The organism is Bradyrhizobium sp. MOS001, from assembly GCF_004634465.1.
Lineage (GTDB): Bacteria > Pseudomonadota > Alphaproteobacteria > Rhizobiales > Xanthobacteraceae > Bradyrhizobium > Bradyrhizobium barranii.
Map to the genome: position 1 here is coordinate 32950 of NZ_SPVJ01000035.1, position 26546 is coordinate 59495.

A 26546-nucleotide genomic window follows, 5' to 3' on the forward strand; every position below is an offset into this window, starting at 1 on the left:
TGGCGGAACCATCGAGTTGCTAACCAATTATGAACCTGTCGCTGTCTAATTGAAACGAATTGGGCAGAGAACAGGGGACGAGGACCATGGCAGACCGCGGCGCACTCAAGCTGGTGGGATTTATCTTTGCGACCGCGACGCTGGCAGTGATGCTGGTCGCCGGCATGGTGGTGAAGGGCTATGCCGATGGCGGCTACACCCTGGAAGCCTCGACGGTCGACGCGAGCCGTTAAGGGCTCGTTAACTCTTCGGGGCCGGACGTCCGGCCTCCGCCGTCAGCGGCTATAGACGAACGCCAGCACCGCGATCGCCACCGCCAGCAATCCGACGAAGCGCAGCATGATCGTGCCGAACTGGTTCGGCGCGGGCCGCAGCGGGATAGGGTCCGTGTTGTCGGGCCGAATGCTTTCCATCTGAAATGTCCCCAGGCCCGGCCGCAAGGCTGCGGGCGCTTGGCATTGGTCGGCGCTGGGGCGCGGAGGGTTCAAAGCGAACCGGGTCGGCTGCATTGACTGCGTGAACGCATGTCCACTGCCTCAATCTTTCGCAGCCACACCCTCCGCTGTCATGCCCCGGCTTGACCGGGGCATCCAGTACGCCGCGGCGTCCCGGCTCTTGCCTCATTGTCTCTGGAATACTGGATCGCCCGATCCCGTCTCCGCCAAGGGCTTCGCCGGGCCAAGAACTCACTCGGCCGCCGAAGCCTTAGCGAAGGCGGCAAGTCGGGCGATGACACCTATCGTGGGGAGCTTGTGCGCACCCAACTCCCCGCGAATCAAAACCGCCGCGTCCTTTGCGGAACGCGGCGGCCGGTGATGCTTGACGTGAGTGATCAGCTGTTGCGCAGGCCGTCGGCGGCGCGCTTCCACTGCGCGACGTTGTCGGCGATCATGCGGGTCGACTTCATCGCGGCCTGGCTGAGCTGGGCGTAGCCGGAGATCTCGCGCTGGACGCGCTGGCCCTCGGCATGGAGCAGGTCGCGCAGGCTCTCGAGCTCGGAGATCAGGTTCTCGATCTCGGCGAGCGAGGTGCCGGCGACGCGCTGGATCAGCGAGTTGACGTTGGTGACGGTGGCTTCCGCGCTCGGATCGAGCGGCGGCGTGTCGGTGGTTCCCGATGCCGGCCGGCGCAGATAGGCGATGTCGTTGCGGACGAAGTCGCGGATGCCGGCTTCGACTTCCGTCACTGCGGCGAGGTTGGTGTCGACCGTCTCGGTCTCGGTGGGTTCGGTCTTTTCCGGACGCATGGCGTTCATCGTTATTCCCCTGTTCGCGTTGAGCGCAGCGCGAGTGTCCCCCGCACGACGAGTTCGGTCATCCGACTAGGGCGTCGGATTTTGACCGCAACTTGGCCGAGATACGGCAAGGGCGGACGATTCGGGGGCTTTGCCGTGGCGTATGGTTACGAGAGTCTGAACTGCTGGGAAAACGAACCTATCCCGGGATGATGGCAGAGGGGGGCGCAGGACTGCTACCAGCTCTTCTTGAAGCCCGCCGTCAGGCTCTTGTTGATCGCGCCCTGCGAGGTCTCGCCGACCGAGCCGGAGACGGTGACGTTGTCGAACAGCTTTTGCTCGGCGCCGACCTTGCGCAGCCATTTGTCGTCGGTGGTCGACAGCGACTGGCCGGCGGTGATGCTGGTGCCGGTGTCGGTGAGGGTGACCTTGGCGCTCTGCTCGGTCTCGTAATTGCGCGTGATGTGGCCGCCGATGCCGGGCACCGCGGTGGTGCCCTGCTGGTTGACGCTGTAGCCGTTCTGGAGCGTCAGCGACGTGTCGCTCGACAGCGGCACCGACTTGATCAGCGACGCCCCGATCTTGCTCTGCTCGGCGCCGGGATCGACGCGGGCTTCCACCGCGGTCTTGTCCCAGATCGAGCCGGCGCCCGGCGCGGTCGCGGCCGCCCAGGCGCTGCCGGAGGATTGCGGCAGGCTGCCGCCATTGGTGGCTTTCTGCGCCAGCAGCTCGGACATCGTCCGCGGCTCGCTCGTCACCGTCATGTCGGCGCCGATGCGGGCGTCCCAGAACGAGGAGACCGACTGCTTCACCGTCACCGCGGAGGAGCCGTTGGCGTTCGCGTTCGACGACCAGTTCAGGCCGTCCTTGGCCGCGGCCTGGGCGCGCTTCTTGGCGGCCATGACGTCGTTGCCGGTACCGGCGTCGACCGCGAGTTGACTCCAGTCGAGCTTGTCGACGTCGATGCCCTTTAAAATGTCGGGGTCGTTGACGTCGGGAGCTGCGGCGGTCTCCGTGGCTTCGGTCTCGGCCTCGTCGTCAGGCGCAGCCGCCGAGAAGGGCGGGATGATCTGCGCCGAGACCGTCAGAACCGAGCCCAAAATGAATGCGGCCGCCAGCACCGGCAGCCTGGTCCAGCCAAAACCTGTCGAGAATTCCATCGTCCTGCCCGCGAGCCCAGCGCATGCCTGCCGCCACTATAATGCGGCCTTCGGTGATGACCATGCGCCATTCCGTCCGCTCAACACATGGTGATCTATCGTTGCGAAATTGTGGCGGCTCGCCTCGGCCAGAGCATGATCCGGACCCGAAGGGCCGCGCCAGCGCAAAGTGTGCAGCGGTTTTCCCTCGCGACAAACGCGGAACGCGTTTGCGCGGAGATCATGCTCAAACCACTGGAATGGCGAACCAACGGGCCGCGCGAAAGGCGCGCCCGATGACGAGCTTCGCCACGACGGCATCCGGCGGGGCTGGAGGCCAGGACGCGGGTCGGGCGAGCATCAATCATCGGTCCCGGCAAGCGGGGCCCGTTGGCGTCCCCCTCAGCCGACGCGGGTCATCTTCGGCAGATGAATGGCGCGGCCGAGTGCCTGTTCAACCAGATCGAAGGTGTCGACCAGCACGCGCATGCTGATCAGCTTGCCCGCCCTGAACTGGGCGAACTGCGCCACCCGCAAGCTGATCGGCTTGTCGGAATCCAGCGCGGTCAGCGAATAGCGCAGCATCGAGGCGGCGGAATCCACGCCGAGCATGATGCTCTCGCGGTCGAAGCGGCGGACGTGGAAATTGTCGGCGAGCTGGCGGATGACGTCGAGCACGGCGTCCCGGCCCTGGCGCGCGCCGAGGAACGGAAACATGTCGATCGGGCCGTAGATCGCCCACTCGACGTCCTCGTCGATCAGGGCCTCGATGTCCCTGAAATCCCGGTCGTTCACCGCGCGATGCAACGCGCGCGAGAAACGCCAGAGGCTGTGCTCTGTCATTTGGGGGCGTCCTGAAGCTGGCTTGCAGAAAAAACGGAAAGCAACCCCATGCACAGAAAAGGTGCGGGGGCCGCTCAATTCATTCGTATACAAATAAAATAGGCGATTTCGGCCAAAACGCAATTCACGTTTTCGCAATGCACAATTGATGCGGGTTTGTGAGATTTACAACAGAACCCCGTAATCTCCCGGTCTCTGCTCCACCTCTGCCCGTCAGAACGGGGCGAGCGCGAAGGATCATCCCCCGTCCGCCCGCGCGCCCACGATCAGCGGCCCGATCTCCCGCTCCAGCACCTGCTGCACCAGATCGTAGGAATCGATGATCTCGCGGATCTGCGCCACCAGTCCGCCCCGGAAGCTGTAGAACACCGCCATGTCGAACTGCACGACGCGATCGTTGCTGCGCTTCTTGAAGTAGGTGTGCATGTAGGTCGCGACCTCGTCGCCCTCGGCGAGGATGTGCGGCGCCCTGTAGCGGATTTCGGAATAGCGCGACCAGACGGTCTGCCACAGATCGCGCAGCTGCTGCTTGCCGTGGCGCGGCACCATGTGCGGCAGTACGTCGATCGGCGCGTGGGTAAGAAAGTCGACGTCGTCGGTGCAGCACGACAGCGCGGCCTCGATATCGCCGCGCGCAAAGCTGTCCAGCAGATGCAGCACGCGTTGCCTGTTCAGCGATCCAACCGTCATGCCGCTCCCGCCCTCGTGGGGTGTCGATTGCAAACGCCAATGCGCGCTCTGCGGGTCCAGCAATCCGCAAAAACAATGGTGTCCGGATCATATGACGCGCCGATGCAAAGCCCGGTTCATGAAATGCAATTAAAGCTTGTGTTGATGGCCGCCTGCAAGAATTCGAGCGGGCTTTCGCGTCCCGCATGACGCCGCGTGCATGCCGGTGGGCGCGTCCGCCACGCACGGCACACGGGAACCCGCGCCCGTCGGTGCTCGTTGAGACACCGAAACCGATCCGGAGACATCGATCATGAAATCCCCGCTTCTCACCGTCGCCGCAGCACTTCTGATGCTGGGCGCGACCTCCGCCGCCAACGCCAAGGGCTGCATCAAGGGCGCCGTCGTCGGCGGCGTCGCCGGCCACTATGCCGGCCATCACGGCGTCCTGGGCGCCGCCGCCGGCTGCCTCTACGGCAGGCATCACGCCAAGGAGCAGGAAAAGCAGCAGCAACAGCAGGGTCAGGTAAACGGGCAGGGGAAGTTGTAGGCGCGAACGGCACCACATGCTCCCTCGTCATTCCGGGGCGCGCGAAGCGCGAGCCCGGAATCCATAACCACGACAAGCGCGGACGATACTCCGCCGCCTACCTCTTCTTCCACCCACCCCGCCGTCCCGGCTGTCCACCCGTCGACTTCGGCGCAGGTCCGAACTCCGGCCCGGACTGCCTCGAGTCCGTCGGCTGGATGATCCGGCTCGTGCTGCCGAACGGCTTTGCCGGCAGGCTCGGGTTCTCGCGATAGGGCAACGACTCCGGCCCGTGCATCTCGTCGAGATGCGGCTTGTGCACCTTCGAGCCGCTGCCGCCGCCGCTGGCTTTCAGTGCGGAGCTCACGGTCTTTTTCTTCATCGCGCTGACGGGGAGGTTGGCGGCGTCGCCGTACTTCTTGGTGCCGGCATAGGCGCCGGCCTTGCCCTGCACGGTGCGCTGCTTGACGGTGGGGTCGTCGACCACTGCGAGCTCGGTGGCGCGCAGGCGTTTGACTTCGTCGCGGAGGCGGGCGGCTTCCTCGAAGTTCAAATCGGCGGCGGCCTCGCGCATGCGGGTTTCGAGATCGGCGAGCACGGCTTCAAAATTGTGGCCGATCGAGATGACGTCGTCGGTCATGTCGTGGCCGCCGACCTCGACCAACACGTGGTCGCGCTCGTAGACGGAGTTGAGGATGTCGCCGATCTGCTTCTTCACGCTCTCCGGCGTGATGCCATTGGCGGTGTTGTACTCGACCTGCTTTTCGCGGCGCCGGTTGGTCTCGGCGATGGCGCGCTCCATCGAGCCCGTCATCTGGTCGGCATAGAGGATCACCTTGCCGTCGACGTTGCGCGCGGCGCGGCCGATGGTCTGAATCAAGGACGTTTCACTGCGCAAAAAGCCTTCCTTGTCGGCGTCCAGAATCGCGACCAGTGCGCATTCGGGAATGTCGAGACCCTCGCGGAGCAGGTTGATGCCGACCAGCGCGTCGAAGGCGCCCAAGCGAAGATCCCTGATGATCTCGATACGCTCGATGGTGTCGATATCGGAGTGCATGTAGCGAACGCGAATACCCTGCTCATGCAGATATTCGGTGAGATCCTCCGCCATGCGCTTTGTCAGCACCGTGATCAGCGAGCGATAGCCTGCCTGGGCGGTGGCGCGGACCTCGCCGACGAGATCGTCGACCTGGGTGCGGGCGGGGCGGATATTAACGGGAGGATCAATAAGTCCGGTCGGGCGAATGACCTGTTCGACGAACACGCCGCCGCTTTCGTTCAGCTCCCAGCCGCTCGGCGTCGCCGACACCGCGACCGTCTGCGGCCGCATCATGTCCCACTCCTCGAAGCGGAGCGGGCGGTTGTCCATGCAGGAGGGCAGGCGGAAGCCGTATTCGGCGAGCGTCGCCTTGCGGCGGAAGTCGCCGCGGAACATGCCGCCGATCTGCGGCACGGTGACGTGGCTTTCGTCGGCGAACACCAGCGCGTTGTCGGGGACGTATTCGAACAGCGTCGGCGGCGGCTCGCCGGGCAGGCGCCCGGTGAGATAGCGCGAATAGTTCTCGATGCCGGCGCAGCTTCCGGTCGCCTCCATCATCTCGAGATCGAAGGTGGTGCGCTGCTCCAGCCGCTGCGCTTCCAGCAGACGGCCCTGGTCGTGTAGCTGGTCGAGCCGCTGCTTCAGCTCCGATTTGATCGACTTGATCGCCTGCACCAGCGTCGGGCGCGGCGTCACATAGTGCGAGTTCGCATACATCTTGATGAATTCGAGCTCGTCCTGCTTGTGGCCGGTGAGCGGATCGAATTCCTCGATGGTCTCGATGGTGTCGCCGAACAGATTCACGCGCCAGGCGCGGTCTTCATAGTGCGCGGGGAAGATGTCGATGACGTCGCCGCGCACACGGAACGTGCCGCGGGTGAAATCGGCCTGGGTGCGCTTGTACTGGAGCGCGACGAGGTCGGCGATCAGCTGGCGCTGGTCGATGCGCTCGCCCTTCTTCAGCGCGAACGTCATCGCGGTGTAGGTCTCGACCGAGCCGATACCGTAGATGCAGGACACCGAGGCGACGATGATGACGTCGTCGCGCTCGAGCAGGGCGCGCGTCGCCGAGTGGCGCATGCGGTCGATCTGCTCGTTGATCGACGAGTCCTTTTCTATGTAGGTGTCCGTGCGCGGGACATAAGCCTCGGGCTGATAGTAGTCGTAATAGCTGACGAAATACTCGACCGCGTTATCAGGGAAGAAGCTCTTGAACTCGCCATAGAGCTGGGCGGCGAGCGTCTTGTTCGGCGCCAGGATAATGGCGGGACGCTGCGTCTTCTCGATCACTTGCGCCATGGTGTAGGTCTTGCCCGAGCCGGTGACGCCGAGCAGCACCTGCGAACGGTCGTTGCGCTCGATGCCCTCGACCAGCTCCTTGATCGCGGTCGGCTGATCGCCCCGCGGCTCATAGTGGGACTTAAGCTCGAAGCGCACGCCGCCTTCGGACTTTTCCGGGCGCGGCGGCCGGTGCGGCGTCCACACCTTGGTGGAGCCGTCGTCCCTGCGGAACTCCGGACGGCCCTCGCGGATCAGCGATTCCAGCGCATCCGCGGTCGCCTTGACCCCGAGCGCCTCCATTTTGTTGCGCGGCGGACGCGCCAGCGCTTCCGCATCGTCCTCCTCTGTCGGCATCCCGAGCTGCCGCGCCAGTTCCGGATCGAGCGTCGGGATCGTGGCCGCGGTGCCGTAATTGGCCTGCGGCGCCTCGTCGAAGCCGCCGCTCTCCGACGCACGCGCCCCCGGCGGCTGCGGATTGGGCCGCAGCGGCATCGGCTTAGTCAGATTCTTGGCATTATCCTGCGGAAAATCTCTCGGTGTCGAGGCGCGCGCCCGGTGCGCGGCGGCCTCGCCCCCGGCGCGGCGGTCGCGCGAATTGTCCGGCGGCGGCTGCAGCCCGGTGCCCGATCCCAGCCCGGCATCGCCGCGATTGATCGCGGGATTCAGAAGTTCGGCCAGCGCCGGCCCGATCGGCTGCACGTCGGGCCGATGTGCCTTCGAGTTCGGGGCTTTGGATTTGGGGGATTTCGGGGGAGCAGGTTTCTTCGCCATGCCCCGAATATGGGACGAGTCAGCGCTTCAGAAAAGGGCGAATGCCCTTCCGTGCTCAGGCTGCTGACAGCAGGTTGGCAGCAGGAGCCATGATCGCCCCGACGCGACAAATTTGTCGTTGCGTCGGACGGCAATGGCGCTACTTTAGGTAGTCTTTATTGCGCGATGATCTGACCATTTTCATGCATCTCGGCGGCGCTTTCGGCCGCAGGCGCGGCCAGTCGCCTCAACAGCGGGTAGATTCCATGACAATCAATTTCATCCCGAACGACCCCAATGCCGTGACCGACATGCCGCAACGGCAGCAGGACGCGCGGCCCGACCGTCCGGCCGGGCGTGCAAATTTCAACTATGAGGCTCACGCGGCCGAGGCCCCGTTCGGTGTCAATCAGCGGGACTTTCTGTTCTGGCAGAGCCGGGAAGCGGCGCTCGCCGCTGTGGAGGCCTGGGAGACCTATGCCGGCAACCTCGCCAGATGGTCGCAAGGGCCTCGCATCGACATCAGCCTGACCTACAATGACGGTGAAACGGTCGGCCCCCGGCGGTTGAATGCCTATTACGACACGCAAGGTGTTCGGTTCTTCGACTTCAACGACGGCACCACAACCACCTTCTCCGCGGCCAGCACCGACACGGTCAGCCATGAGGTCGGCCACGCCCTGCTCGATTCCCAGCGGCCGGAGCTGTTCAACAGCCCGCTACCTGAGGTCGGAGCGTTTCACGAAGCGTTCGGCGACGTGGTTGCCCTGCTGACCGCGCTGTCGGACCAGGCGACGCGGATCAAGCTGCTTCAGATCACGCCCGACCTGTCCCAGCCGAATTTCGTCGAGGCGAGTTCCGAATATCTGTCGGCCGCCATTCTCAAGCAGTTCGGCAACGTCAACCCCTCGAAGCCGCGGCGGGCGCTGAATACGTTCAAATGGCAGCTGCCCAGCACCTTGCCGGCCGGCAAGTTCGAAGATCCGCCCGAATTGCTCACGCGCGAGAGCCACAATTTCAGCCGCGTCTTCACCGGCGCATTCTATGACACGCTCCGCGGCGTGTTCGCGGCGAGCGGCGCCGGCAGCGAGGCGGCGCTGCTGACCGCCGCGCAGACCTGCGGCAGGCTGTTGGTCGAAGCGGTGCGGCAGACGCCGGAGACGGCGCGATATTTTCAGTCCGTGGGCCGGGCCATGGTCAAGGCCGACGGCCAGATCAACAACGGCGCCAATCGCGAGATCATCGGCAAGGCGTTCTCCGATCACGACATCATGCTCGGCAGCGCCGCCATGACCGCGCCGACGGCGGCGTTGGCGGGGCCGCCACCCAAGATCCTGAAGGCGAGCGCCACGATCGCGCCGAGCACGCTCTCGGATCTGCGCGAGCGGATCGGCGCGAAGGGCGCCAGATTCGCGATCCGCCCGCTCGCCATGCTCGGGGAGGGCGTGGCGGAAGCGGTGCATCGGCGCGAAGTCCCGCTCGGCGATATCGACACCAGACTTCGCGGCGTGGTCGCCTTCGCGGCGGAGCCGGTTCTGATCGGCCGCTCCGGCGCCCGTGCGGCGGTGCTCGGCGCGTTGCCAGAGCACAATCGCACGGAGGACGAGGTCGGCGCCTTCGTCGAGACGCTGCTCAGGAACGGTCGCATCGAGCTCGACGGCAAGCCGAAGGCGGCCGCAAAGACGGCGAAGAAGAAAGGGCTGGTGGCCGCCGCCGCGGCCGACGATGCGTCGTCGAACAATATTCGCACCCACGTCATCCGCACGGTCGGCGGCAAAAAGGTGCTGACCCGCATCCGCTTCCTGTGCGGCTGCTGCATTTGAGGCGGCGGTCTGCGGTCAAAAGGCCGTCAAGCGGCGGCGGCGCAGAATGCGCCGCCCCTCAGAATCCGTTTCCACCCGATAGGTCGGCAGCACGGGCGATGCGGGATCGGGCGGACCGTCGGCGATCTGCTTGTTGGCCGCGAGCGACTGCACATTCAGAATGGCCTCGGCCACGTCGTCAGGACGGGGCGTCGAGTGCACCGTGGTGATGCGACCGGCCGAATCGAGGCTCGCCGCGACCTCCACCGGCAACTCAACATGCACGTCGTTGAAGCTGCCGAGGTCGGGCGAATGCAGCTGCACCAGATTGCGTGCAGTGCCGCGGAGCTTGTTCGGGCTGAGGTCCTCGATGGATTGAAGCTTCAGGCCACGGTCGGCCAAAGCGGGTCTGAACACCGCTTCGCTGTTCTTGAAACCGGCGGCGCCAATGTCCTGCGAGATCAGCAAGGGGGCCTGCGACCAGGATGTGAAATCGGTGCCATATCGCAGGGTCTTCATCCCAAGTTTGCGGCAGGCCGCTATATGCTCGGCATTTTCCGTGATGAACAGCGCCTGATTCAAGCCGCCATCGACACCGGCGCGCTTAAAGGCTGTCTCGAACACCAAGGCATCGGGCTTTCTCGCGCCGGCATGGGTCGACAGCGTCACGCGTTCCTCGACCGGTTCGAAGAAGCGCCGCAGGCCGGTCCTGTCGAGCAACTCAAGGTATTCGGCAAAGGTCGCAGCGATCGCCCGTGATGTCCGCGGTTCAGGCATCGTGTAGTCCGAGACCAGGCACACGACCAGCGGCGCGTGGTCCGCCGTCTCGAAGGTCTCGATCACGCCGAGCGCGTCCTCGACGCCGGGAAACGGTTTTTCACTGGCGGAGTCGATCAGTGTATCGCCGAGATCGAGCAGCAGAGCCTTGATCATCCGTCATGCCTCGCCTGCGCGCGCGGTTGCTGCGCCAGCATAGCAGTTGCAGGGGCCGGATGGAATTGCGATTGCGAGCGTGCGACCGGATCGCCGGTCGCGCCTTACGCCGCCGGCGGCGGGGCCTCGTCGTCGTTGCTCGCCCGGTGCGGCTCGAGGATGTCGAGATGGATCCCGCCGCAATCGGTGCAGCGCATGGTCCAGTACTCGCACCCGGCGCGGCCGCCGATCACGCGAAGCACCGCGAGATCGCCATCGCATTCGGGACATTTCGACAGCACATTGCGGGCATAGATTCTCGGCCGCGGCGTGTCTTCGAATTCGATGACTGACATGACCGGTTCCCCCTTTATGCTGCGCTGTCCCTTGGTTCGCTTGGAGTCCCGCGCTTATTCGTCGTCGTGGTCGTCGGCCCGCCGGCGGAAGCGGTCGATGTGGTGCTTGGCATCGGCGATCGCCGCGTTCTGATCCGGCCAGGCGAAACCGACTTCCATGGCCGGAAACAGCACGCCGTCGATGGCGAGGGGGCTGAGATCGGCGCGGCGGATGCGGGCATGCCAGAGGCCTTTGCCGGCCTCGAAGGATTCGATGTCAAAGCCGTCGTAGATGGTCGTCATTGTAGTCCCCAAATGTTCCGTAAGTGTCTTGTTGAAGGGTCAGGGGACCACGTTTGGCGGGTTCAGTATGTGAAGCCATTCACAAGCGGCCGGCTTTTTTGCCCAGGGCCTCGTGGAACGGGCGTCAGTTCCGCGGCGCGGCGCGGCCGATCCGCCTGGCGGGGCGTGCGGCGGGCTCCGAGGCCGCCCGCATGATCCAGCGCCGGAACGCGGCGAAGTCGCGCTGCTCGGTCTGAAAACTGCGATACAGCAGGTACCAGCGCATGCCCTTGGGAACCGAGAGATCGAACGGCGCGACCAGCCGGCCGGCGGCGAGATCGTCGTCGATATAGGGCCGGATGCCCATGGCGATGCCGAGGCCGTCGGCGGCGGCCTGGAGCGCCTGGCCGTAGAACTGGAATTCCGGTCCGCGCGCGTTGATGCGGGTGAGGTTCGCCGCCTTGAGCCAGATCGGCCAATCCTCCGGCGAATGCGTGACGCGGATCAGGCCTGGCCCTTTGAGGTCGGCGGGCCGCTTCAGGCCGGTGGCGAGGCGAGGCACGCAGACCGGCGTGAGGTCGCCGGCGAATAGCGGCTCGGCGACCAGGCCGGGCCAGTCGCCGGTGCCGAGCTTGATGCCGCAGCTCCAGTCCTCGCCGAATGGGACCTCGGCACCACCGGTGGTGAAGCGCACCTCGATGTCGGGCTCCTCGCTGCGAAACTCCGACAGGCGCGGGATCAGCCAGCGCATCGCAAAGGTGTGGCCGACGCCGATGGTGAGCACGCGGACGCTGGAGGGCGCCGTCACCTGCGCGGTGAGGCTTGCCAGCGCGTCGAAGATCGGCGTCAGCCCGCCTTGATAGGCGCGGCCTGCCTGCGTCAGCACGAGCTTGTTGGCCTTGCGCTCGAACAGCGCGACGCCAAGACGTTCCTCCAGCAGATGCACCATGCGGCTGACGGCCGCCGCCGACACGCTGAGCTCGAGCCCGGCCGCCGCAAAACTGCCGGTCCGCGCCGCCGCCTCGAATGCCTTGATGCCGTTGAGAAACAGCAGCCGCCGCAAATGACCCACCCTCAGGAAAGCTGATGCAAGGCCAAGATAACTCAGTTTGCGCAGCCGGGGCAAGCGAGGCACAAGAATGAGAGTAATTCCAAGTTGTGTTTCGGGGCCGCCGCCGCGTTCTTCGCCTCTCCCCGCACGCGGGGAGAGGCCGGAGTTTGCGAGAGCAAATTCCGGGTGAGGGGGACTCTCCGCGAGTCCCTCTGCCACCTTCCTTGCGGAGACTCCCCCTCACCCCACCCTCTCCCCGCAAGCTGGGCGAGGGAGTGATGCAGCCTTCGTCCCTTACGTGCTTGCAGGAGAATCTCTCGTGACGCCCATCATGATCGCTGCCCTTGGATTGCTGATGGTCACCACCGCGTTCCTGTCGGGGCTGTTCGGCATGGCGGGCGGGCTGATCCTGATCGGCGTGCTGCTGGCGCTGATGCCGCTGCCGACCGCGATGGTGCTGCATGCGATCACGCAGATGGCCTCGAACGGCTGGCGCGCGTTCCTGTGGCGCGCGCATATCCGCTGGCGGCCGGTCGCGAACTACATGGTCGGCGCTGCCGTCGCGCTCGCGGCCTGGTCGCTCACCCGCTATGTGCCGGACAAGCCGATGGCGCTGCTGCTGCTCGGCATCACCCCGTTCATGGCGCGGCTGCTGCCGTCGAACATCAAGCCGGATCCCGACCGTCTCTGGCAGGGCACCGTCTATGGCACGATCTGCATGGGCTTGATGCTGATGACCGGCGTGTCCGGCCCGTTGCTCGACACCTTCTTCCTCGGCGGCGATTTCGGCCGGCGCGAGAAGGTGGCGACGAAGGCGATGTGCCAGCTCGTCAGCCATTTCACCAAGCTCGTCTATTTCGGCCGCATCATCGACCAGGCCGCGAGCCTCGATCCCGTGCTCGCCGGCGTCGCGATCGCAGCCTCTATGCTCGGCACCACGCTGGCGCGGCGCATCCTCGAAGCCATGACCGACCAGCAATTCGTGGCCTGGTCGAACAAGCTGATCACCACCATCGCTTGCTACTACATCGCCTATGGCGGCTGGCTCCTGCTTCGTACCCCGGTGCTGGCGGCTTTCGACAAGGGAGGTTTGCAATGAGCGAGATGGCCGACCCGCTGGTGCTGGACTTCGTCGAATGGATCGCGCGCGAGCCGCGCGCCTATGCCGAGGTGATCGCGACCTGGAAGACCTCATGCCCGCGTCTCACGATCTGGGAAGACGCCGCCGAGCGCGGCTACGTCACCCGCGAAACGATTGCAGGCGTGGGGCTGATCATCGCGGTGACGACGGACGGCGAGAAGTTGCTGCGCACGAACGGGCGGTGACACACACCTCCGCCGCCACATCGTCATTGCGAGCGCAAGCGAAGCAATCCAGAATGGGAGACCCTCACCCTGAGGAGCGCGCATCTTGCGCGCGTCTCGAAGGGCGAGGCCGAGATCGGGCCTTCATCCTTCGAGACGCGCGTTCCGCGCTCCTCAGGATGAGGCTCTGGCAGGGAAGGCCTTTCATGTCGCTCAAGCTCTTCGAACTCGTCGGTACCGATGCCGCGCGCCCGTTCAGCCCATATTGCTGGCGCACGCGGATGGCGCTGGCGCACAAGGGGCTGTCGGCGGAATCGCTGCCCTGGCGCTTCACCGAGAAGGGCGCGATTTCGCCGCACGGCTCGGAGAAGGTCCCGGTGCTCCTGCATCATGACAAGCCCGTGATCGATTCCTGGGCGATCGCGAACTATCTCGAAGACAATTTTCCAGACCAGCCGTCGCTGTTCGGCGGCGAGGGCGGCCGCGCCATGGCGCGCATGCTCAATGCCTGGGGCGACATCGCCATCGTCGGCGGCCTCTCTCTGCTGATCGTCGCCGACATCCCGAAAAACCTCGGCCAGGTCGACGCCGCCTATTTCCGCCAGTCGCGTGAGGCGCGGTTCGGCAAGCCCCTGGAAGAGGTCCAGGCGAGCCGCGAGACCGGCGTCGTCGCGTTCCGCAAGTCGCTCGAAGTAATGCGGCAGACGTTCAAGACGCAGGCCTATCTCGGCGGCAGCGCGCCGAACTATGCCGACTATATCGTGTTCGGCGGTTTTCAATGGGCGCGTGTGGTGAGCCCGTTCAGGCTGCTGGAAGTGGATGATCCCGTCTATGCGTGGCGCGAAAAACTGCTCGACGCGTTCGACGGCATGGCGCGGAAGTCGCCGGGGCACGCGGTGTAAGGCAGGCTCTCTCGACACCGTCGTCCCTGCGAACGCAGGGACCCATACCGCGTGATCTGAATGTTGCGGATGGTCGCATACCGAACGACGAGTCTTCGCCAAACGCCTTCCTGTGGTTATGGGTCCCTGCGTCCGCAGGGACGACACCGAGGTTGTGGCGATCCTCTCACGCTTAACGAGCCGCGCTCACCGCCTCCGCCGCCGCCTTCCTCAGACACTCCCGGCACAAACAATCCTCGCCCTTGACCGGCATCGGCAGGCGCGCCGTTTCCTCCGCGCACCAGCAGGTGCCCGAGAGATCGCAGCCGAATTCGGTGCCGCAACGGGAGCAGGCGAGGCGGCGCGGTTCCGGCAAGGGAAATTCGGAGGGAAATTCTTTCGGATTTGTCATGATTTGCCCAAAGGCTTCGCCGTCATTTTCATGCCGGGTTCATCTCCCGCTACGGTATATTAGGCGCTGCGCTCAGACTCGGAAAGCGGTTGGCAACGCGCGAAGGACACATCGATGGCCCGCGATTCGCAAGCTGCCCTCGTCGCGCTCAACCGTTTCGGTTTCGGAGCGCGCGGCGGGGCGTCCGGCGATCTCATCAACGCGGCCTCCGATCCGCGCGGCTTCGTGAAGGCGGAACTCGCGCGCCCCAACGGCGTGCTGCTGGAGGCGCCGGGCCTGCAATCGACACCGCAGCTGGGCCAGGCCGTGTTCGCCTATCAGGACCAGGTCAAGCAGGCGCGCGAGGCCGCAAAGGCTGCTGCGCCCGCTGAAGGGGCGCAGCAGGCACCGGCCGATCCGAAGCCGGGGCTGCGCCGCAATCTCTCGCTCAATGCGGCCGCGACCGAGATCGCCGGCCAGATGGCGGAGGCCAAGCCCGCCGACAATGCGGCGAAACCGGACGCCATGCAGCCCAACGCTGCCGCGCCCCCTGCCGCCAAGCCCGCGCCGCAGCCGCTCAACGTGATCCAGAAAACTTTTCGTGCCGAGGCGCTGGCGCGGTTGCAGCGCGCGACGCTGGTCGAGTGCGGCTTCACCGAGCGGCTGGTGGTGTTCTGGTCCAACCATTTCTGCATCTCCGCGAGCAAGGGCGAGCTGGCGCGGATCTGGGCCGGCGCGTTCGAGCGCGAGGCGATCCGGCCGCATGTGCTCGGGCGCTTCGCCGACATGCTGAGGGCGGTCGAGCAGCATCCGGCGATGCTGTTCTTCCTCGACAACCAGCAATCGCTCGGGCCGGACTCGCGCGCCGGGCAAAACCGCAAGCGCGGGCTGAACGAAAATCTCGCGCGCGAGATCATGGAGCTGCATACGCTCGGCGTCGGCGGCGGCTACACACAGGACGACGTCACCTCGCTCGCGCGCATCATCACCGGCTGGACCTTTGCCGGAAGGCAGGGGCAGCTCGGCACGCCCGGCTCCTTCGCGTTCAACGCCAACGCGCATCAGCCCGGGCCGCAGATGTTGCTCGGCAAGACCTACGAGCCGACCGGACTCGCGCAAGGCGAGGCCGCGCTCGCCGACATCGCGCGCCACCCTTCGACCGCCAATTTCATCGCCACCAAATTCGTCCGCCATTTCGTTGCCGACGATCCGCCGCCGGCCCTCGTGGCGCGATTGCGCGACGTCTTCGTCAAGACCGACGGTGATCTCAAGGCGATGGCGACGGCGCTCGTCGATTCCGACGAAGCGTGGAAGGCGCCGCTGACCAAGATGCGCTCGCCCTACGACTTCGTGGTCGCGAGTGGCCGGCTGCTCGCGCGCGTGCCGGAGGATCCCGGCGGCTATCTCAACAATCTCAATCTGCTCGGCCAGCCACTGTGGTCGCCGGCCGGTCCCAATGGCTTCCCGGATACCAGCGCGGCCTGGGCCGCACCCGAAGGCATCAAGCTCCGGCTCGACATCGCGGCACAAATGGGCGCGCGGCTTGGGCCCAATATCGATCCGCTCGACTTGCTCGAATTCGCCGCCGCTGATGCGGCGTCCATCGAGACGCGCAAAACCATCGAACGGGCGGAATCGCGCCAACAGGCATTGGCGCTGCTGCTGATGTCGCCGGAAATGCAGAGGAGATGATGATGATCGACTGCGTCGAGAACCGGCTCCTCACCTCGCGCCGCGGCCTCCTGCTCGGCGGCGCATCCTTCGCGGCATGGGCTTATTTGCCGAAATTCGCGCGCGCGGCCGGCGGGCGCGATCCGCGCTTGATCGTGGTGATCCTGCGCGGCGCGCTCGACGGGCTCTCGACCGTCGCGCCGCTCGGTGACCCCGATTATGCCGGCCTGCACGGCTCGATCGCGCTTGCCGCCGACGGCGCGCATCCCGCCATCATGCTCGATCCTTTCTTCGCGCTGCATCCGGCGATGCCGGAATTCGCGCGCATGTATCGCGACATGCATGCCGCGGTGATCCATGCTGTTGCGACGCCCTATCGCGACCGCTCGCATTTCGATGGCCAGGACGTGCTCGAAAGCGGCTATACCGGCCCCGGCCGCGTGCAATCCGGCTGGCTCAATCGCGCGCTCGAAGCGCTGCCGCGCGGCGAGCGTGTGTCGAGCGGGCTCGCGGTCGGGCCGACCACGCCACTGGTGCTGCGCGGCAATGCGCCGACCGTCGGCTGGGCGCCGGTGGCGCTGCCGCAAGCCGACGACGACACCGCGATGCGGCTGGTCGATCTCTATCGCCACCGCGATCCCGCGCTGGCTTCCGCGCTGTCGCAGGGCCTCCAGCTAGAGAAGGCCGCGAGTGGCGACGACATGAAGCCGAAGCCCGGCAATCAGGTCGCGCAGATGCGCCAGGTCGCGCGCGGCGCCGCAAAACTGATGGCGGCCGACGACGGCCCTCGCATTGCCGCGCTCGCCTTCGACGGCTGGGACACGCATGCCAATGAAGGCGGTCCGGTCGGGCGTCTGGCCTTCCTGCTCGGCGGCCTCGATGGCGCGCTTGCCGAGTTCGAAAGCGGCCTCGGCGAGCGCTGGCGCGACACCGCAATCGTCGTCGCCACCGAGTTCGGCCGCACCGCGCGCATCAACGGCACCGACGGCACCGATCACGGCACCGGAACGATCGCGCTGCTCGCCGGCGGCGCAGTGAAAGGCGGCCGCGTCATCTCCGACTGGCCCGGCCTCAAGCTCGCCAACCTCTACGAAGGCCGCGACCTCAAGCCGACCACGGATTTGCGCTCGGTAATCAAGGGCGTGCTGCAGGGACAGTTCGGCCTGTCCGATCGCGTGCTGGCGGAGACGGTGTTCCCGGACAGCGCCGCTGCGCGGCCGATGAAGGGACTGGTGGTGTAATAACAGCCACCGTCATTCCGGGCCCGCGCCTTGCGGTGTGTCCCGGAATGACGACATGATGAGCCGAGCATCAGGAGATCACCCCCATGTACATCGCCATGAACCGCTTCCGCGTCACCAAGGGCTCTGAAACCGCTTTCGAACAGGTCTGGCTCTCGCGCGACACGTTTCTCGACGGGGTGCCGGGCTTCGTCGAATTCCATTTGCTGCGCGGCCCCGAGCTCGAGGACCACACGCTTTATGCCTCACACACGATCTGGGCGAACCACGCCGCGTTCGAGGCCTGGACCAAGTCGGAGGCGTTTCGCGCGGCGCATCAGCGCGCTGGCGATAACAAGCCACTCTATCTCGGCCATCCCCAGTTCGAAGGCTTTGAGGTGATGCAGACGGTGGGACGCGGCGCGAAGTAACGCGCCGCGAAGTAACGCGCCGCGCTTTAAACATCAGCCCTGCGTGATCTTGTCGATCTCCGCCATCTCATCGGCGCTGAGCTTCCACGCGATCGCCTTGACGTTCTGCTCGATCTGCTCGACGCGGGTGGCGCCCGCGATGACGCTCGAGACCTGCGGGCGGCCGGCGAGCCACGAGAAGGCGAGCTCGAGCATCGAGTGTCCGCGCGCTTGCGCAAAGGCCTGCAGCTTCTCGACGATCGCCTCGTTGCGCGGGGTGACGTAGCGGTCGCGCAGTCGCGGAGTTTGGCCAAAGCGGGTGTCGCCGGGTGCGGACTCACCCTTTTTGTATTTGCCAGTCAGAAGTCCGCTTGCGAGCGGGAAGAACGGCAACAGGCCGAGCTTGTATTCCGTTGCTGCCGGCAGCAGGTCCTTCTCGATGTCGCGCACGACCAGGGAATATTCGTCCTGGCAGGAGACGAAGCGGCTGACATTCATCGCGCGCGCGACGTACTCGGCCTCGGCGATCCGCCACGCGGGAAAGTTCGAATTGCCGATGTAGCGGACCTTGCCCTGGCGGACGAGATCGTCGAGCGCGCGGAGACTCTCCTCGATCGGCGTCAGCGGGTCATAATCGTGCTGCTGGTAGAGATCGATGTAATCGGTCTTCAGCCGCTTCAGGCTCGCGTCCACGGCCGCCATGATGTAGCGGCGCGAAGCGCCCTGCTTGGTTCCGTCCTCCGCCATCGGCTTCGAGTATTTCGTCGCCAGCACGATGTCCTTGCGGCGATCGCCCAACACGGCGCCGAGCACGTTTTCCGAGCCGCCCATGGCCGAATAGATGTCGGCGGTGTCGAACAGCGTGATGCCGAGATCGAGCGCGCGATGGATCACCTTGCGCGAGGCCTCCAGGTCGATGCGCTGGCCAAAATTGTTGCAGCCGAGCCCGACCGCGGACACGCGCAGGCCGGAGGCGCCGAGATTACGAATTTCCATGGGAGGTCCTGTCAGGAGAAAGCGGGCCATTGTGGCTGCGCTGCCCGCTAGCGGCAAGGCGTCGCCTTGCGTTGCTGCCATGCTGCCGGGAACTGAAGCCAAAAAAAATGCGGCCCCTGTCAGACGCGGCGACTGACGGGGACCGCTTTGGGGCGCTTGATCGGTGACGGGGGGCCTGATCAGACGCAGGTGCAACGTAGTCCCGCTATGTTACGCGCGGGTGACAGGCAGAGTTATCCACAGGGACTGCGCGACTGCCGCGATCAGAAGATCTTGCGATAGACGATGAAGCCGGAGCGCTCGGCGACCTTGTCGTACAGGCTCTGCGCCGTGACGTTGGTCTCGTGCGTCTGCCAGTAGACCCGCGGGGACCCCGCGAGCTTTGCGCGCTCGTAGACGTCGTAGATCAGCGCCGAGGCGACGCCCTTGCCGCGCGAGGCCTCCAGCGTGAACAGGTCCTGCAGATAGCAGGACGGTTCGATCGCCGTGGTGCTGCGGTGAAACAGATAGTTCGTCATGCCGAGCAGCTTGCCGTCGCTCTCGGCGACCAGCCCATGCACCGGTTCATAGCCATCGAAGAAGCGCTGCCACGTCATCCGCGTGATTTCGGGGGCCAGCGCGGTCGGGCCGGAGCGGCCGTAGAAAGCGTTATAGCCATCCCACAACGGCAGCCATTGATCGTAGTCCTGTTTCGTGACGGAGCGAATGGTGAGCGACATGTGGGTTTCCGCGATCTCGGAGGACGCAAGGCGATGAAGCGTCCTTCATACGTGATGATCGCACTGCCGATCAATCGCGCCGTCGCATCACTCCGCGACGCGCAAGTACCGCATCAGCCTGCGGCCCGCGGGATCGCGCAGCGAGCGGTAGTACTCGGCGCGCGCGGGCGGGTCGGTGTGGCGCACGAGGTCGGTCACGGGCGTGTAGCCCAGCATGCGCCCGCCATCGGGCAGGACGGCGCAGACGAAGCGCAGCACCTCGCCATTGCGCAAGGCGATGTTGATCGGCGTGGCATCGCCGATCCGCACCATTTGCATCCGCTGCGCGATGAAGGTGCCGAGCTCATCCTCGGGCAGCTCGAACGCGCCGGTGTCGCGACCGTGATACATCAGCGCAATGAAGGGCGGCTTGCCGTCGGCCACTTCGTCCGGCAGCGCAAAATAGTCGCGAAATGCGCGGTTGATGAATTCGGCACGCGTTTCGGCGTCGAGCAGCACGATGCCGATATCGACCTGGTCGAGCGCGGCCGACAGCCGCGCGGCGGTGGCGTGGCTCTGGCGCTCGGCGGCGAATGTGCCGAGCAGCCGCTCGCGCATCAGGCCGGTGATTGCGGCCGTGCCGGCAGTCGTCACGGCGAGGAGGCCGAGCCGGACCAGATCCGCCGCCGCATAGCCCGGCAGGGCCCGATGGGCCAGAAAGAACAACGCCGCGCCGATCACCGCGACGGCGGCGCTGGTCATGGCGGAAGCGAGACCCGACAGTGAGCCGGCGAGCGCCACGATGCAGACGAACAGGGGCGCAGGCGAGGGAACATGGATATAGCGATCGAGCAGGATCGCCAGCAGCGCAATTGCCGCTGTCAGCGCCGGACCGGAGATCGCACGCCATCCGAACCGCATGGGCCAGTCTCGCTCCTCCCGAACGAGGTAAGGCCGCAACACTGGCCGATCGTTGCGCCCATGCGATGCGATTTCATGCGGTGCGCTTAAGGAGCACTTGCCGGCAAGGGCAAAGCTTTCGGATGATTTTAGGCCAAATGCGCGTGCCTGAGGCGCTGCTGCTGCGCCGGCGCATTCAGCGTCGACGTCCCCGAGCTCTTGCGCACGCCGGTGAAAATCAACAGCGATGCCGCGACCAGGATGGCCGCAGTCAGGGTGATTGCAACGACTACCACAGGCGATTTCATCGGTGTCCTGTCGCGATGCCGGTCGGCGCGGGCCGCGTGGCACCTTGAAGGCGGGTCCGGGATGAAACGGGGATCAGACCGGCAGACCCATCGCCATGGTCGCCTTGGTCGACAGCACAGTCAGGGTGACGATCAGGCACAGCGAGAGCGCGGCGACGGCGAGCGAGGCCACGACCGCGTTGGTCAGCCGGGAAGACGAAACGGTAGCGGTTTGGCCCCGAAAGCCTGCCGTGCCGGACGCCCGAATCATGGTCTAAATCCTTCAACGTGCGAGCGAATCACCCGCGACTCGAACAATTTCCCCGTTTCAACCGGCAATATTGGGGCGGCCATAGCGTCGAAAATGGCGAGAATGCGGCATAGGCTGTCCTTATGCCCGCTATTCCCGGAGCCAGCGCGCCGTCAGGCGCCCGCCGCGATACTGGCGGGGTCGTCGACGTCGGCGGGCCGCCAGTCCATCGCCACGAAGCCGGGTGCAGCTTCCACGCGCTTCAGCCAGTCCCGGATCGCCGGGAAGGTCGAGAGGTCGTAGTCGCAGCGCTCGGCGAGGTGGGTGTAGCCGTAGAGCGCGATGTCGGCGACCGTGAGCTGGCGGGCGGCGAAATAGGCGTTGGTCTTGAGGTGGTTCTCCATCACCTGGAGCGCGCCATAGCCGCGCTCCATCCAGTCTTCCAGGGAGTGGGTCTGGAGATCGCGGCCGCCCTTGACCAGCGACAGCCAGAAATAGGCGGCGCCGATGTTCGGCTCGAGCGCGTGCTGCTCGAAGAACATCCATTGCAGCGCCTCGGCGCGGTCAATGCGGTTCTCGGGCGCAAGCGGCGTGCCGACCGCGACGTACCAGAGGATGGCGTTGGACTCGGCGAGATAGCGGTCGTCGCCGACCTCGAGCAGCGGCACCTGTCCCGACGGGTTCTTGGTCAGAAAGTCGGGCGTGCGACTCTCGCCGCGCAGAATGTCCACCTCGACTGCTTCGTAAGGCACGCTCAACAGGGCCAGCGCAAGGCGGACCTTGTAGCTGTTGCCGGAGCGTTGCATCGAATAGAGCTTGTACATTCTGGAGTTCGTTCCGAGGACGGGAAGGCGCGGTGTTCGTTGCCCCGCACCGCGGCTAAACAATGATGCCGTTGCGAATCCGCCGCAAGACCCGCGCCATAGAAAAACTCGAAAACCCTACCGCACCGCAATGCCGCGAAAGATCATTTTCGTGCGACGCTGCAAATCAGATCACGCTTGCGTTAGCGCGCGGCCGCACGTTCGTGCGGGACGGTTGAACGATCGTGATCGCCTCGGCCGCTGACGGCCAAAGTCTTTCAAAGCAAATCGCTCAAAGGTTGTCTCAAGCGTCCTGTCGAGCGTCAGACTGCCGTCAGCTTCATGGCGGCGCGCAACGCGCAAAATTGCTCCGAGGACAGGCCTTGCCGGATATGAGGGATTCCGGCGGCAAAGTTACGGAAAATTGCGGGAAATCGCGCCTTGAAACGCTCCAGATCCGTAAACTTTTTCGAGATCGGACCGAAGTTTCTTGCAGCGCAGCGGCACACGTTTTAGGGTGGCTCATTCCCACAATCGGAGTCGTGAGGCCAAAGGGTTCACGACGCTTGTCAGGAGATGACGATGTCCTTCCTTGCCGCTGCGCTCGACCGTGTGAAGCCGTCCGCGACCATCGCGGTCACGGATAAAGCACGTGCGCTGAAAGCGGCGGGCCGCAACGTCATCGGCCTCGGCGCCGGCGAGCCCGACTTCGACACGCCCGCCAACATCAAGCTGGCTGCGATCCATGCCATCGAAGCCGGCAAGACCAAGTACACCGCCGTCGACGGCATTCCCGAGCTGAAGGAAGCCATCATCGGCAAGTTTCAGCGCGAGAACGGCGTGGCCTACAAGCCGAACCAGATCATCGTCGGCACCGGCGGCAAGCAGGTGCTGTACAACGCGCTGATGGCGACCATCAATCCGGGCGACGAGGTGATCATCCCCGCGCCGTACTGGGTCAGCTATCCCGAGATGGTGGCGCTCGCCGGCGGCGAGCCGGTGCCGGTGGTCTGCACCGCCGCGACCGGCTTCAAGCTGCAGGCCGAGGCGCTCGAGCGCGCGATCACGCCGAAGACCAAATGGGTGATCCTGTGCTCGCCGTCGAACCCGACCGGCGCGGCCTACACCAGGACCGAGCTGAAGGCGCTCACCGACGTGCTGGTCAGGCATCCGCATGTGTGGGTGATGACCGACGACATGTACGAGCACCTCGTCTATGACGACTTCCAGTTCACCACGGTCGCGCAGGTCGAGCCGAAACTCTACGACCGCACGCTCACCGTGAACGGCGTGTCGAAGGCCTATTGCATGACCGGCTGGCGCATCGGTTACGCCGGCGGTCCGGCGCAGCTGATCAAGGCGATGTCGACGATCCAGTCGCAGTCGACCTCGAACCCGTCGTCGATCGCACAATGGGCCGCGGTGGAAGCGCTGAACGGTCCGCAGGACTTCATCCCCGCCAACAACAAGGTGTTCAAGGAGCGCCGCGACCTCGTGGTCTCCATGCTCAACCAGGCCAAGGGCATCGAGTGCCCGCGTCCCGAAGGCGCGTTCTACGTCTATCCCTCCTGCGCCGGCACCATCGGCAAGACCGCACCGTCGGGCAAGGTGATCGACAATGACGAGACCTTCGTGACCGAGTTGCTGGAGACCGAAGGCGTCGCCGTGGTGCAGGGTTCGGCCTTCGGCCTCGGCCCGGCGTTCCGCATCTCCTACGCGACCAAGACCTCGGATCTCGAAGACGCCTGCAAGCGCATCCAGCGCTTCTGCGGTAATCTCCGCTGAGCCTGTCGCGAATACCTATCGAAAAGGCCCGCCTCCGGCGGGCCTTTTTATTGTTTGCACGCTTATCGTCACGCGTGATCTGGCACCACCACGGCTGTTGTGGCATAGACCATCGCGCAACACGGGTGGGGCGCTCTCTCTGCTCGCATCACATTCATCGCCGGAGATATTCATGCGCCGTTCGTTCATCCTCGCCGGGCTCGCCGCGGCCAGCCTCGTTGCCTCCGTCGCAAACAGCAGCGCGCAGCAGCAGCGGATGGTCCGGGTCGGCGTGCTCGAATGCCGCGGCGGCGCCAGCGTCGGCTTCATCGTGGGATCGGTGACCCATCTCGGCTGCGTCCTGCGTGCCGACGGTTTGCCGGAGGATCGCTACGTCGCGACCATCCGTAAAGTGGGCCTCGACATCGGCATCACCCAGGAGACCACGCTTGCATGGGGCGTGTTCGCGCCGGTCGATCGGCTCGGCCCCGGTGATCTCTCGGGCAACTATGCCGGCGCGCAGGGCAGCGCCTCAGTCGGCGTCGGTATCGGTGGCAACGCGCTGGTCGGTGGCTCCAACAATTCGATCGCGCTCCAGCCGCTCAGCGTACAGGGCCAGGTCGGCCTCAACGTCGCCGCCGGCCTCGAGAGTCTGGAACTCCGTCCGGGTCGTTGACAATTTCGCGTGTGCAGATCGCGTCGGTCCGACGCGATCTCGGCAACGACGCACCGCAGCGATTTTTGATGCTTGCCAAATCTCGGGGACGGGCAGAGCATCGGCGTTTGCCGACCCAATCATGGGCCGAGCTCCACACCAAGGAGGCGGCGAATGGGACAAGACGTCAGAAGTCCCCGAGGTCCACGGTGCATCGCACTGGTGGGCCCATTCCAAAGCGGTAAAACCACACTTCTCGAAGCAATACTGGCGCGAACGGGCGCAATCCCCCGCGCCGGCAGCGTCGACGCCGGAACATCCGTCGGCGACGCCTTCCCGGAGGCCCGTCATCACAAGATGACCGTCGGCCTGACTGCCGCCACCACGAGTTTCATGGGCGACAGCTACACCTTCCTCGATTGTCCCGGTTCCGTTGAGTTCGCCCACGACATGCGCGCAGCGCTTCCCGCTGTCGACGCCGCGGTCGTGGTCTGCGAGGCCGACGAGAAGAAGCTGCCGCAGCTTCAGATCATCCTGCGCGAGCTTGAGGAGCTGAAGATCCCGCGTTTCCTGTTCCTCAACAAGATCGACCGCGCCAACAAGCGCATCCGCGAGACGCTGGCGACACTCCAGCCCGCCTCGCGCGTACCGCTGGTGCTGCGCCAGATCCCGATCTGGAAGGGTGAGCTGATCGAGGGCTTCGTCGATCTCGCGCTGGAACGTGCGTTCGTCTACCGCGAGCACAAGGCCTCCGAGGTGGTCGCGCTCGAAGGCGGAGATCTCGATCGTGAGAAGGAGGCCCGCTTCTCGATGCTGGAGAAGCTCGCCGATCACGACGACGCGCTGATGGAGCAACTGCTCGAGGACATCCAGCCCCCGCGCGATGCGGTGTTCGACGATCTCGCCCGCGAATTGCGCGAGGGGCAGATCTGCCCCGTGCTGCTGGGTGCCGCCGCGCGCGAAAACGGCGTGCTGCGCCTGATGAAGGCCCTGCGCCACGAGGCGCCCGGCATCGAGGAGACTGCAAAGCGTCTCGGTGTGCCGGCCAGCAAGGAGGCGCTCGGCTACGTCTTCAAGACGCTGCATTCGCAGCACGGCGGAAAGCTGTCGCTGACGCGATTGCTCGCCGGCCATCTCGACGACGGAGCCACGCTGCAATCCGCCTCCGGCGGGAGCGGTCGCATCTCCGGCATCCTCGCCGTCAACGGCGCCTACGATACCAAGCGTGCCGCGGCCGAAGCCGGCGACACGGTTGCGCTCGCCAAGGTCGACCCGATCAAGACCGGCGACACGGTCTCGAGCGGCAAGTCCCCGCCGGCTGCGCTGTTCGCCCCGGAGCCGACGCCGCCGGTGCTCGCGATCTCGGTCGCCGCTACCGATCGCAAGGACGACGTCAAGCTCGGCCAGGCCCTTGCCCGGCTGCATGAGGAGGATCCTTCGCTCGGCGTCGTGATGAACGCCCAGACCCACGACACCGTGCTGTGGGGCCAGGGCGAAATGCATCTGCGCGTGGCGAGCGAGCGGCTGCGCGACCGCTTCGGCGTCAAGATCACCTCGCATCCACCCGCGATCGGCTACCAGGAGACCATCCGCAAGCCGATCGTTCAGCGCGGCCGCCACAAGAAGCAGTCCGGCGGTCACGGTCAGTTCGGCGATGTCGTGCTCGACATCAAGCCGCTGCCGCGCGGCGAGGGCTTCAAGTTCACCGAGAAGGTGGTCGGCGGCGCGGTGCCGCGCAACTATATCGGCGCGGTGGAAGAGGGTGTTGTCGACGGGCTCACACGCGGCCCACTCGGTTTCCCCGTCACCGATCTGCAGGTGACGCTGACCGACGGCTCCTATCACAGCGTCGACTCCTCCGACCTCGCCTTCCGGACGGCGGCGCGGGTCGGACTCAACGAAGGCCTGCCGCAATGCCAGTCGGTGCTGCTGGAGCCGATCCACGTGGTCGAGATCGTCTGCCCGACCGACGCCACCGCCAAGATCAACGCGATCCTGTCGGCGCGGCGCGGCCAGATCCTCGGCTTCGACACCCGTGACGGCTGGAGCGGATGGGACTGCGTCCGCGCCATGATGCCAGAAGCGGAGATCGGCGAGCTGATCGTCGAGCTGCGTTCGGCCACGGCTGGAGCCGGCAGCTTCACCCGTCAGTTCGACCACATGGCCGAGGTGACCGGCCGCGCCGCCGACCAGATCATCGCCGCGCATCAGCACGCGGCGTGATGTAAGGGAAGCACGGCTCTCTCACTCCCTCTCCCCGTTCTTTACGGGGAGAGGGGCTGTTTCCGCGCGCACCGTGAAAACTGGACTCACACAGCCTCCTCCTCTCCGTCATTGCGAGCGCAGCGAAGCAATCCAGAGTCTTTCCGCGGAGGGATTCTGGATTGCTTCGTCGCTTCGCTCCTCGCAATGACGGTGGAGACGGACGGGTCGTACGGCAAACTCCCTT

The 26546-nt window shown here is 65.4% G+C and carries 29 protein-coding genes; 12 read left to right on the plus strand and 17 right to left on the minus strand.

Going from position 1 to position 26546, the window contains the following annotated elements; translation table 11 throughout:
• The first annotated feature begins 86 nt into the window (after positions 1-86).
• Positions 87-233 carry a hypothetical protein gene (locus CT676_RS44395; RefSeq protein ID WP_166103493.1) on the plus strand — a complete coding sequence of 49 codons (147 nt, stop codon included), beginning with the start codon at positions 87-89 and terminating at the stop codon, positions 231-233.
• 42 nt (positions 234-275) lie between these two features.
• Here the strand turns inward: CT676_RS44395 and CT676_RS44400 are convergent, their stop codons facing one another.
• The 5 genes from CT676_RS44400 to CT676_RS31050 all read right to left on the minus strand — a co-directional run bounded on the left by CT676_RS44400 (position 276) and on the right by CT676_RS31050 (position 3906).
• Positions 276-413 carry a hypothetical protein gene (locus tag CT676_RS44400; protein ID WP_014492018.1) on the minus strand — a complete coding sequence of 46 codons (138 nt, stop codon included), beginning with the start codon at positions 411-413 and terminating at the stop codon, positions 276-278.
• Between the two features lie 419 nt (positions 414-832).
• Entirely contained in the window at positions 833-1255 is a 423-nt protein-coding gene (locus CT676_RS31035; protein WP_071909569.1) for a hypothetical protein, read from the minus strand.
• A gap of 215 nt (positions 1256-1470) precedes the next feature.
• Positions 1471-2394 (minus strand): hypothetical protein, encoded by a 924-nt coding sequence (locus CT676_RS31040; RefSeq protein ID WP_085399294.1) that lies wholly within the window; start codon positions 2392-2394, stop codon positions 1471-1473.
• 381 nt (positions 2395-2775) lie between these two features.
• Complete coding sequence (locus tag CT676_RS31045; protein ID WP_063985546.1) at positions 2776-3216, minus strand: nuclear transport factor 2 family protein; 441 nt, start codon at positions 3214-3216, stop codon at positions 2776-2778.
• Positions 3217-3453: 237 nt separating this feature from the next.
• Entirely contained in the window at positions 3454-3906 is a 453-nt protein-coding gene (locus CT676_RS31050) for a nuclear transport factor 2 family protein (RefSeq protein ID WP_085399295.1), read from the minus strand.
• A 292-nt stretch (positions 3907-4198) separates the two neighbouring features.
• On the opposite strand from CT676_RS31050, the gene CT676_RS31055 reads away from it, so the two are divergent.
• A complete protein-coding gene (locus CT676_RS31055; protein ID WP_028151579.1) occupies positions 4199-4435 on the plus strand; it encodes a hypothetical protein in 237 nt (78 codons plus the stop codon).
• Positions 4436-4532: 97 nt separating this feature from the next.
• Here CT676_RS31055 and uvrB read toward each other — a convergent pair whose 3' ends face one another.
• Entirely contained in the window at positions 4533-7505 is a 2973-nt protein-coding gene (gene uvrB / locus CT676_RS31060; RefSeq protein ID WP_135216023.1) for an excinuclease ABC subunit UvrB, read from the minus strand.
• Between the two features lie 245 nt (positions 7506-7750).
• On the opposite strand from uvrB, the gene CT676_RS31065 reads away from it, so the two are divergent.
• Positions 7751-9307 carry a hypothetical protein gene (locus tag CT676_RS31065; RefSeq protein WP_135216024.1) on the plus strand — a complete coding sequence of 519 codons (1557 nt, stop codon included), beginning with the start codon at positions 7751-7753 and terminating at the stop codon, positions 9305-9307.
• Between the two features lie 15 nt (positions 9308-9322).
• On the opposite strand, the gene CT676_RS31070 is transcribed toward CT676_RS31065, so the two are convergent.
• From CT676_RS31070 to CT676_RS31085, 4 genes are all read right to left on the minus strand, one after another.
• A complete protein-coding gene (locus CT676_RS31070) occupies positions 9323-10129 on the minus strand; it encodes an HAD family hydrolase (protein ID WP_135216025.1) in 807 nt (268 codons plus the stop codon).
• 194 nt (positions 10130-10323) lie between these two features.
• Positions 10324-10554 (minus strand): hypothetical protein, encoded by a 231-nt coding sequence (locus CT676_RS31075; protein ID WP_063985544.1) that lies wholly within the window; start codon positions 10552-10554, stop codon positions 10324-10326.
• A 54-nt stretch (positions 10555-10608) separates the two neighbouring features.
• Entirely contained in the window at positions 10609-10836 is a 228-nt protein-coding gene (locus CT676_RS31080; protein ID WP_071909573.1) for a hypothetical protein, read from the minus strand.
• 124 nt (positions 10837-10960) lie between these two features.
• On the minus strand, positions 10961-11878 hold the full coding sequence (locus CT676_RS31085) for a LysR substrate-binding domain-containing protein (protein WP_063985542.1): 918 nt from the start codon (positions 11876-11878) through the stop codon (positions 10961-10963).
• Between the two features lie 307 nt (positions 11879-12185).
• On the opposite strand from CT676_RS31085, the gene CT676_RS31090 reads away from it, so the two are divergent.
• The 3 genes from CT676_RS31090 to CT676_RS31100 all read left to right on the plus strand — a co-directional run bounded on the left by CT676_RS31090 (position 12186) and on the right by CT676_RS31100 (position 14073).
• Positions 12186-12965: a sulfite exporter TauE/SafE family protein gene (locus tag CT676_RS31090; RefSeq protein ID WP_085399299.1), complete on the plus strand. Its 780-nt coding sequence runs from the start codon at positions 12186-12188 to the stop codon at positions 12963-12965.
• On the plus strand, positions 12962-13192 hold the full coding sequence (locus CT676_RS31095) for a hypothetical protein (protein WP_085399300.1): 231 nt from the start codon (positions 12962-12964) through the stop codon (positions 13190-13192). Before CT676_RS31090 ends, CT676_RS31095 begins: the two co-directional genes overlap by 4 nt.
• Before the next feature lie 185 nt (positions 13193-13377).
• Positions 13378-14073, plus strand: a complete 696-nt coding sequence (locus CT676_RS31100) for a glutathione S-transferase family protein (protein WP_063985539.1) — start codon at positions 13378-13380, stop codon at positions 14071-14073.
• Between the two features lie 172 nt (positions 14074-14245).
• On the opposite strand, the gene CT676_RS45440 is transcribed toward CT676_RS31100, so the two are convergent.
• Complete coding sequence (locus CT676_RS45440; RefSeq protein ID WP_085399301.1) at positions 14246-14464, minus strand: cysteine-rich CWC family protein; 219 nt, start codon at positions 14462-14464, stop codon at positions 14246-14248.
• A gap of 114 nt (positions 14465-14578) precedes the next feature.
• Here CT676_RS45440 and CT676_RS31110 point away from each other — a divergent pair, with 114 nt between their 5' ends.
• The 3 genes from CT676_RS31110 to CT676_RS31120 all read left to right on the plus strand — a co-directional run bounded on the left by CT676_RS31110 (position 14579) and on the right by CT676_RS31120 (position 17765).
• On the plus strand, positions 14579-16135 hold the full coding sequence (locus CT676_RS31110) for a DUF1800 family protein (protein WP_135216026.1): 1557 nt from the start codon (positions 14579-14581) through the stop codon (positions 16133-16135).
• 2 nt (positions 16136-16137) lie between these two features.
• On the plus strand, positions 16138-17355 hold the full coding sequence (locus CT676_RS31115) for a DUF1501 domain-containing protein (protein WP_167768214.1): 1218 nt from the start codon (positions 16138-16140) through the stop codon (positions 17353-17355).
• Positions 17356-17441: 86 nt separating this feature from the next.
• Entirely contained in the window at positions 17442-17765 is a 324-nt protein-coding gene (locus tag CT676_RS31120) for an antibiotic biosynthesis monooxygenase (RefSeq protein WP_085399303.1), read from the plus strand.
• A gap of 33 nt (positions 17766-17798) precedes the next feature.
• Here CT676_RS31120 and CT676_RS31125 read toward each other — a convergent pair whose 3' ends face one another.
• The 6 genes from CT676_RS31125 to CT676_RS31145 all read right to left on the minus strand — a co-directional run bounded on the left by CT676_RS31125 (position 17799) and on the right by CT676_RS31145 (position 21699).
• Positions 17799-18740 (minus strand): aldo/keto reductase, encoded by a 942-nt coding sequence (locus CT676_RS31125; RefSeq protein WP_028151823.1) that lies wholly within the window; start codon positions 18738-18740, stop codon positions 17799-17801.
• 263 nt (positions 18741-19003) lie between these two features.
• Positions 19004-19459 (minus strand): GNAT family N-acetyltransferase, encoded by a 456-nt coding sequence (locus CT676_RS31130; protein ID WP_085399304.1) that lies wholly within the window; start codon positions 19457-19459, stop codon positions 19004-19006.
• Positions 19460-19546: 87 nt separating this feature from the next.
• Entirely contained in the window at positions 19547-20359 is an 813-nt protein-coding gene (locus CT676_RS31135; RefSeq protein WP_085399305.1) for a PAS-domain containing protein, read from the minus strand.
• A 128-nt stretch (positions 20360-20487) separates the two neighbouring features.
• A complete protein-coding gene (locus CT676_RS31140; RefSeq protein WP_162137015.1) occupies positions 20488-20634 on the minus strand; it encodes a hypothetical protein in 147 nt (48 codons plus the stop codon).
• An 85-nt stretch (positions 20635-20719) separates the two neighbouring features.
• Positions 20720-20896, minus strand: a complete 177-nt coding sequence (locus CT676_RS44405; protein WP_167768215.1) for a hypothetical protein — start codon at positions 20894-20896, stop codon at positions 20720-20722.
• Positions 20897-21048: 152 nt separating this feature from the next.
• A complete protein-coding gene (locus CT676_RS31145; RefSeq protein WP_071909583.1) occupies positions 21049-21699 on the minus strand; it encodes a glutathione S-transferase family protein in 651 nt (216 codons plus the stop codon).
• 561 nt (positions 21700-22260) lie between these two features.
• Between CT676_RS31145 and CT676_RS31155 the strand changes: the two genes are divergently transcribed.
• The 3 genes from CT676_RS31155 (at position 22261) to CT676_RS31165 (ending at position 26320) form a co-directional block, all read left to right on the plus strand.
• Positions 22261-23463: a pyridoxal phosphate-dependent aminotransferase gene (locus CT676_RS31155; protein ID WP_039157959.1), complete on the plus strand. Its 1203-nt coding sequence runs from the start codon at positions 22261-22263 to the stop codon at positions 23461-23463.
• Between the two features lie 172 nt (positions 23464-23635).
• Complete coding sequence (locus CT676_RS31160) at positions 23636-24118, plus strand: DUF992 domain-containing protein (protein ID WP_085399306.1); 483 nt, start codon at positions 23636-23638, stop codon at positions 24116-24118.
• A 153-nt stretch (positions 24119-24271) separates the two neighbouring features.
• On the plus strand, positions 24272-26320 hold the full coding sequence (locus CT676_RS31165) for an elongation factor G (protein ID WP_085399307.1): 2049 nt from the start codon (positions 24272-24274) through the stop codon (positions 26318-26320).
• Positions 26321-26546: the final 226 nt, after the last annotated feature.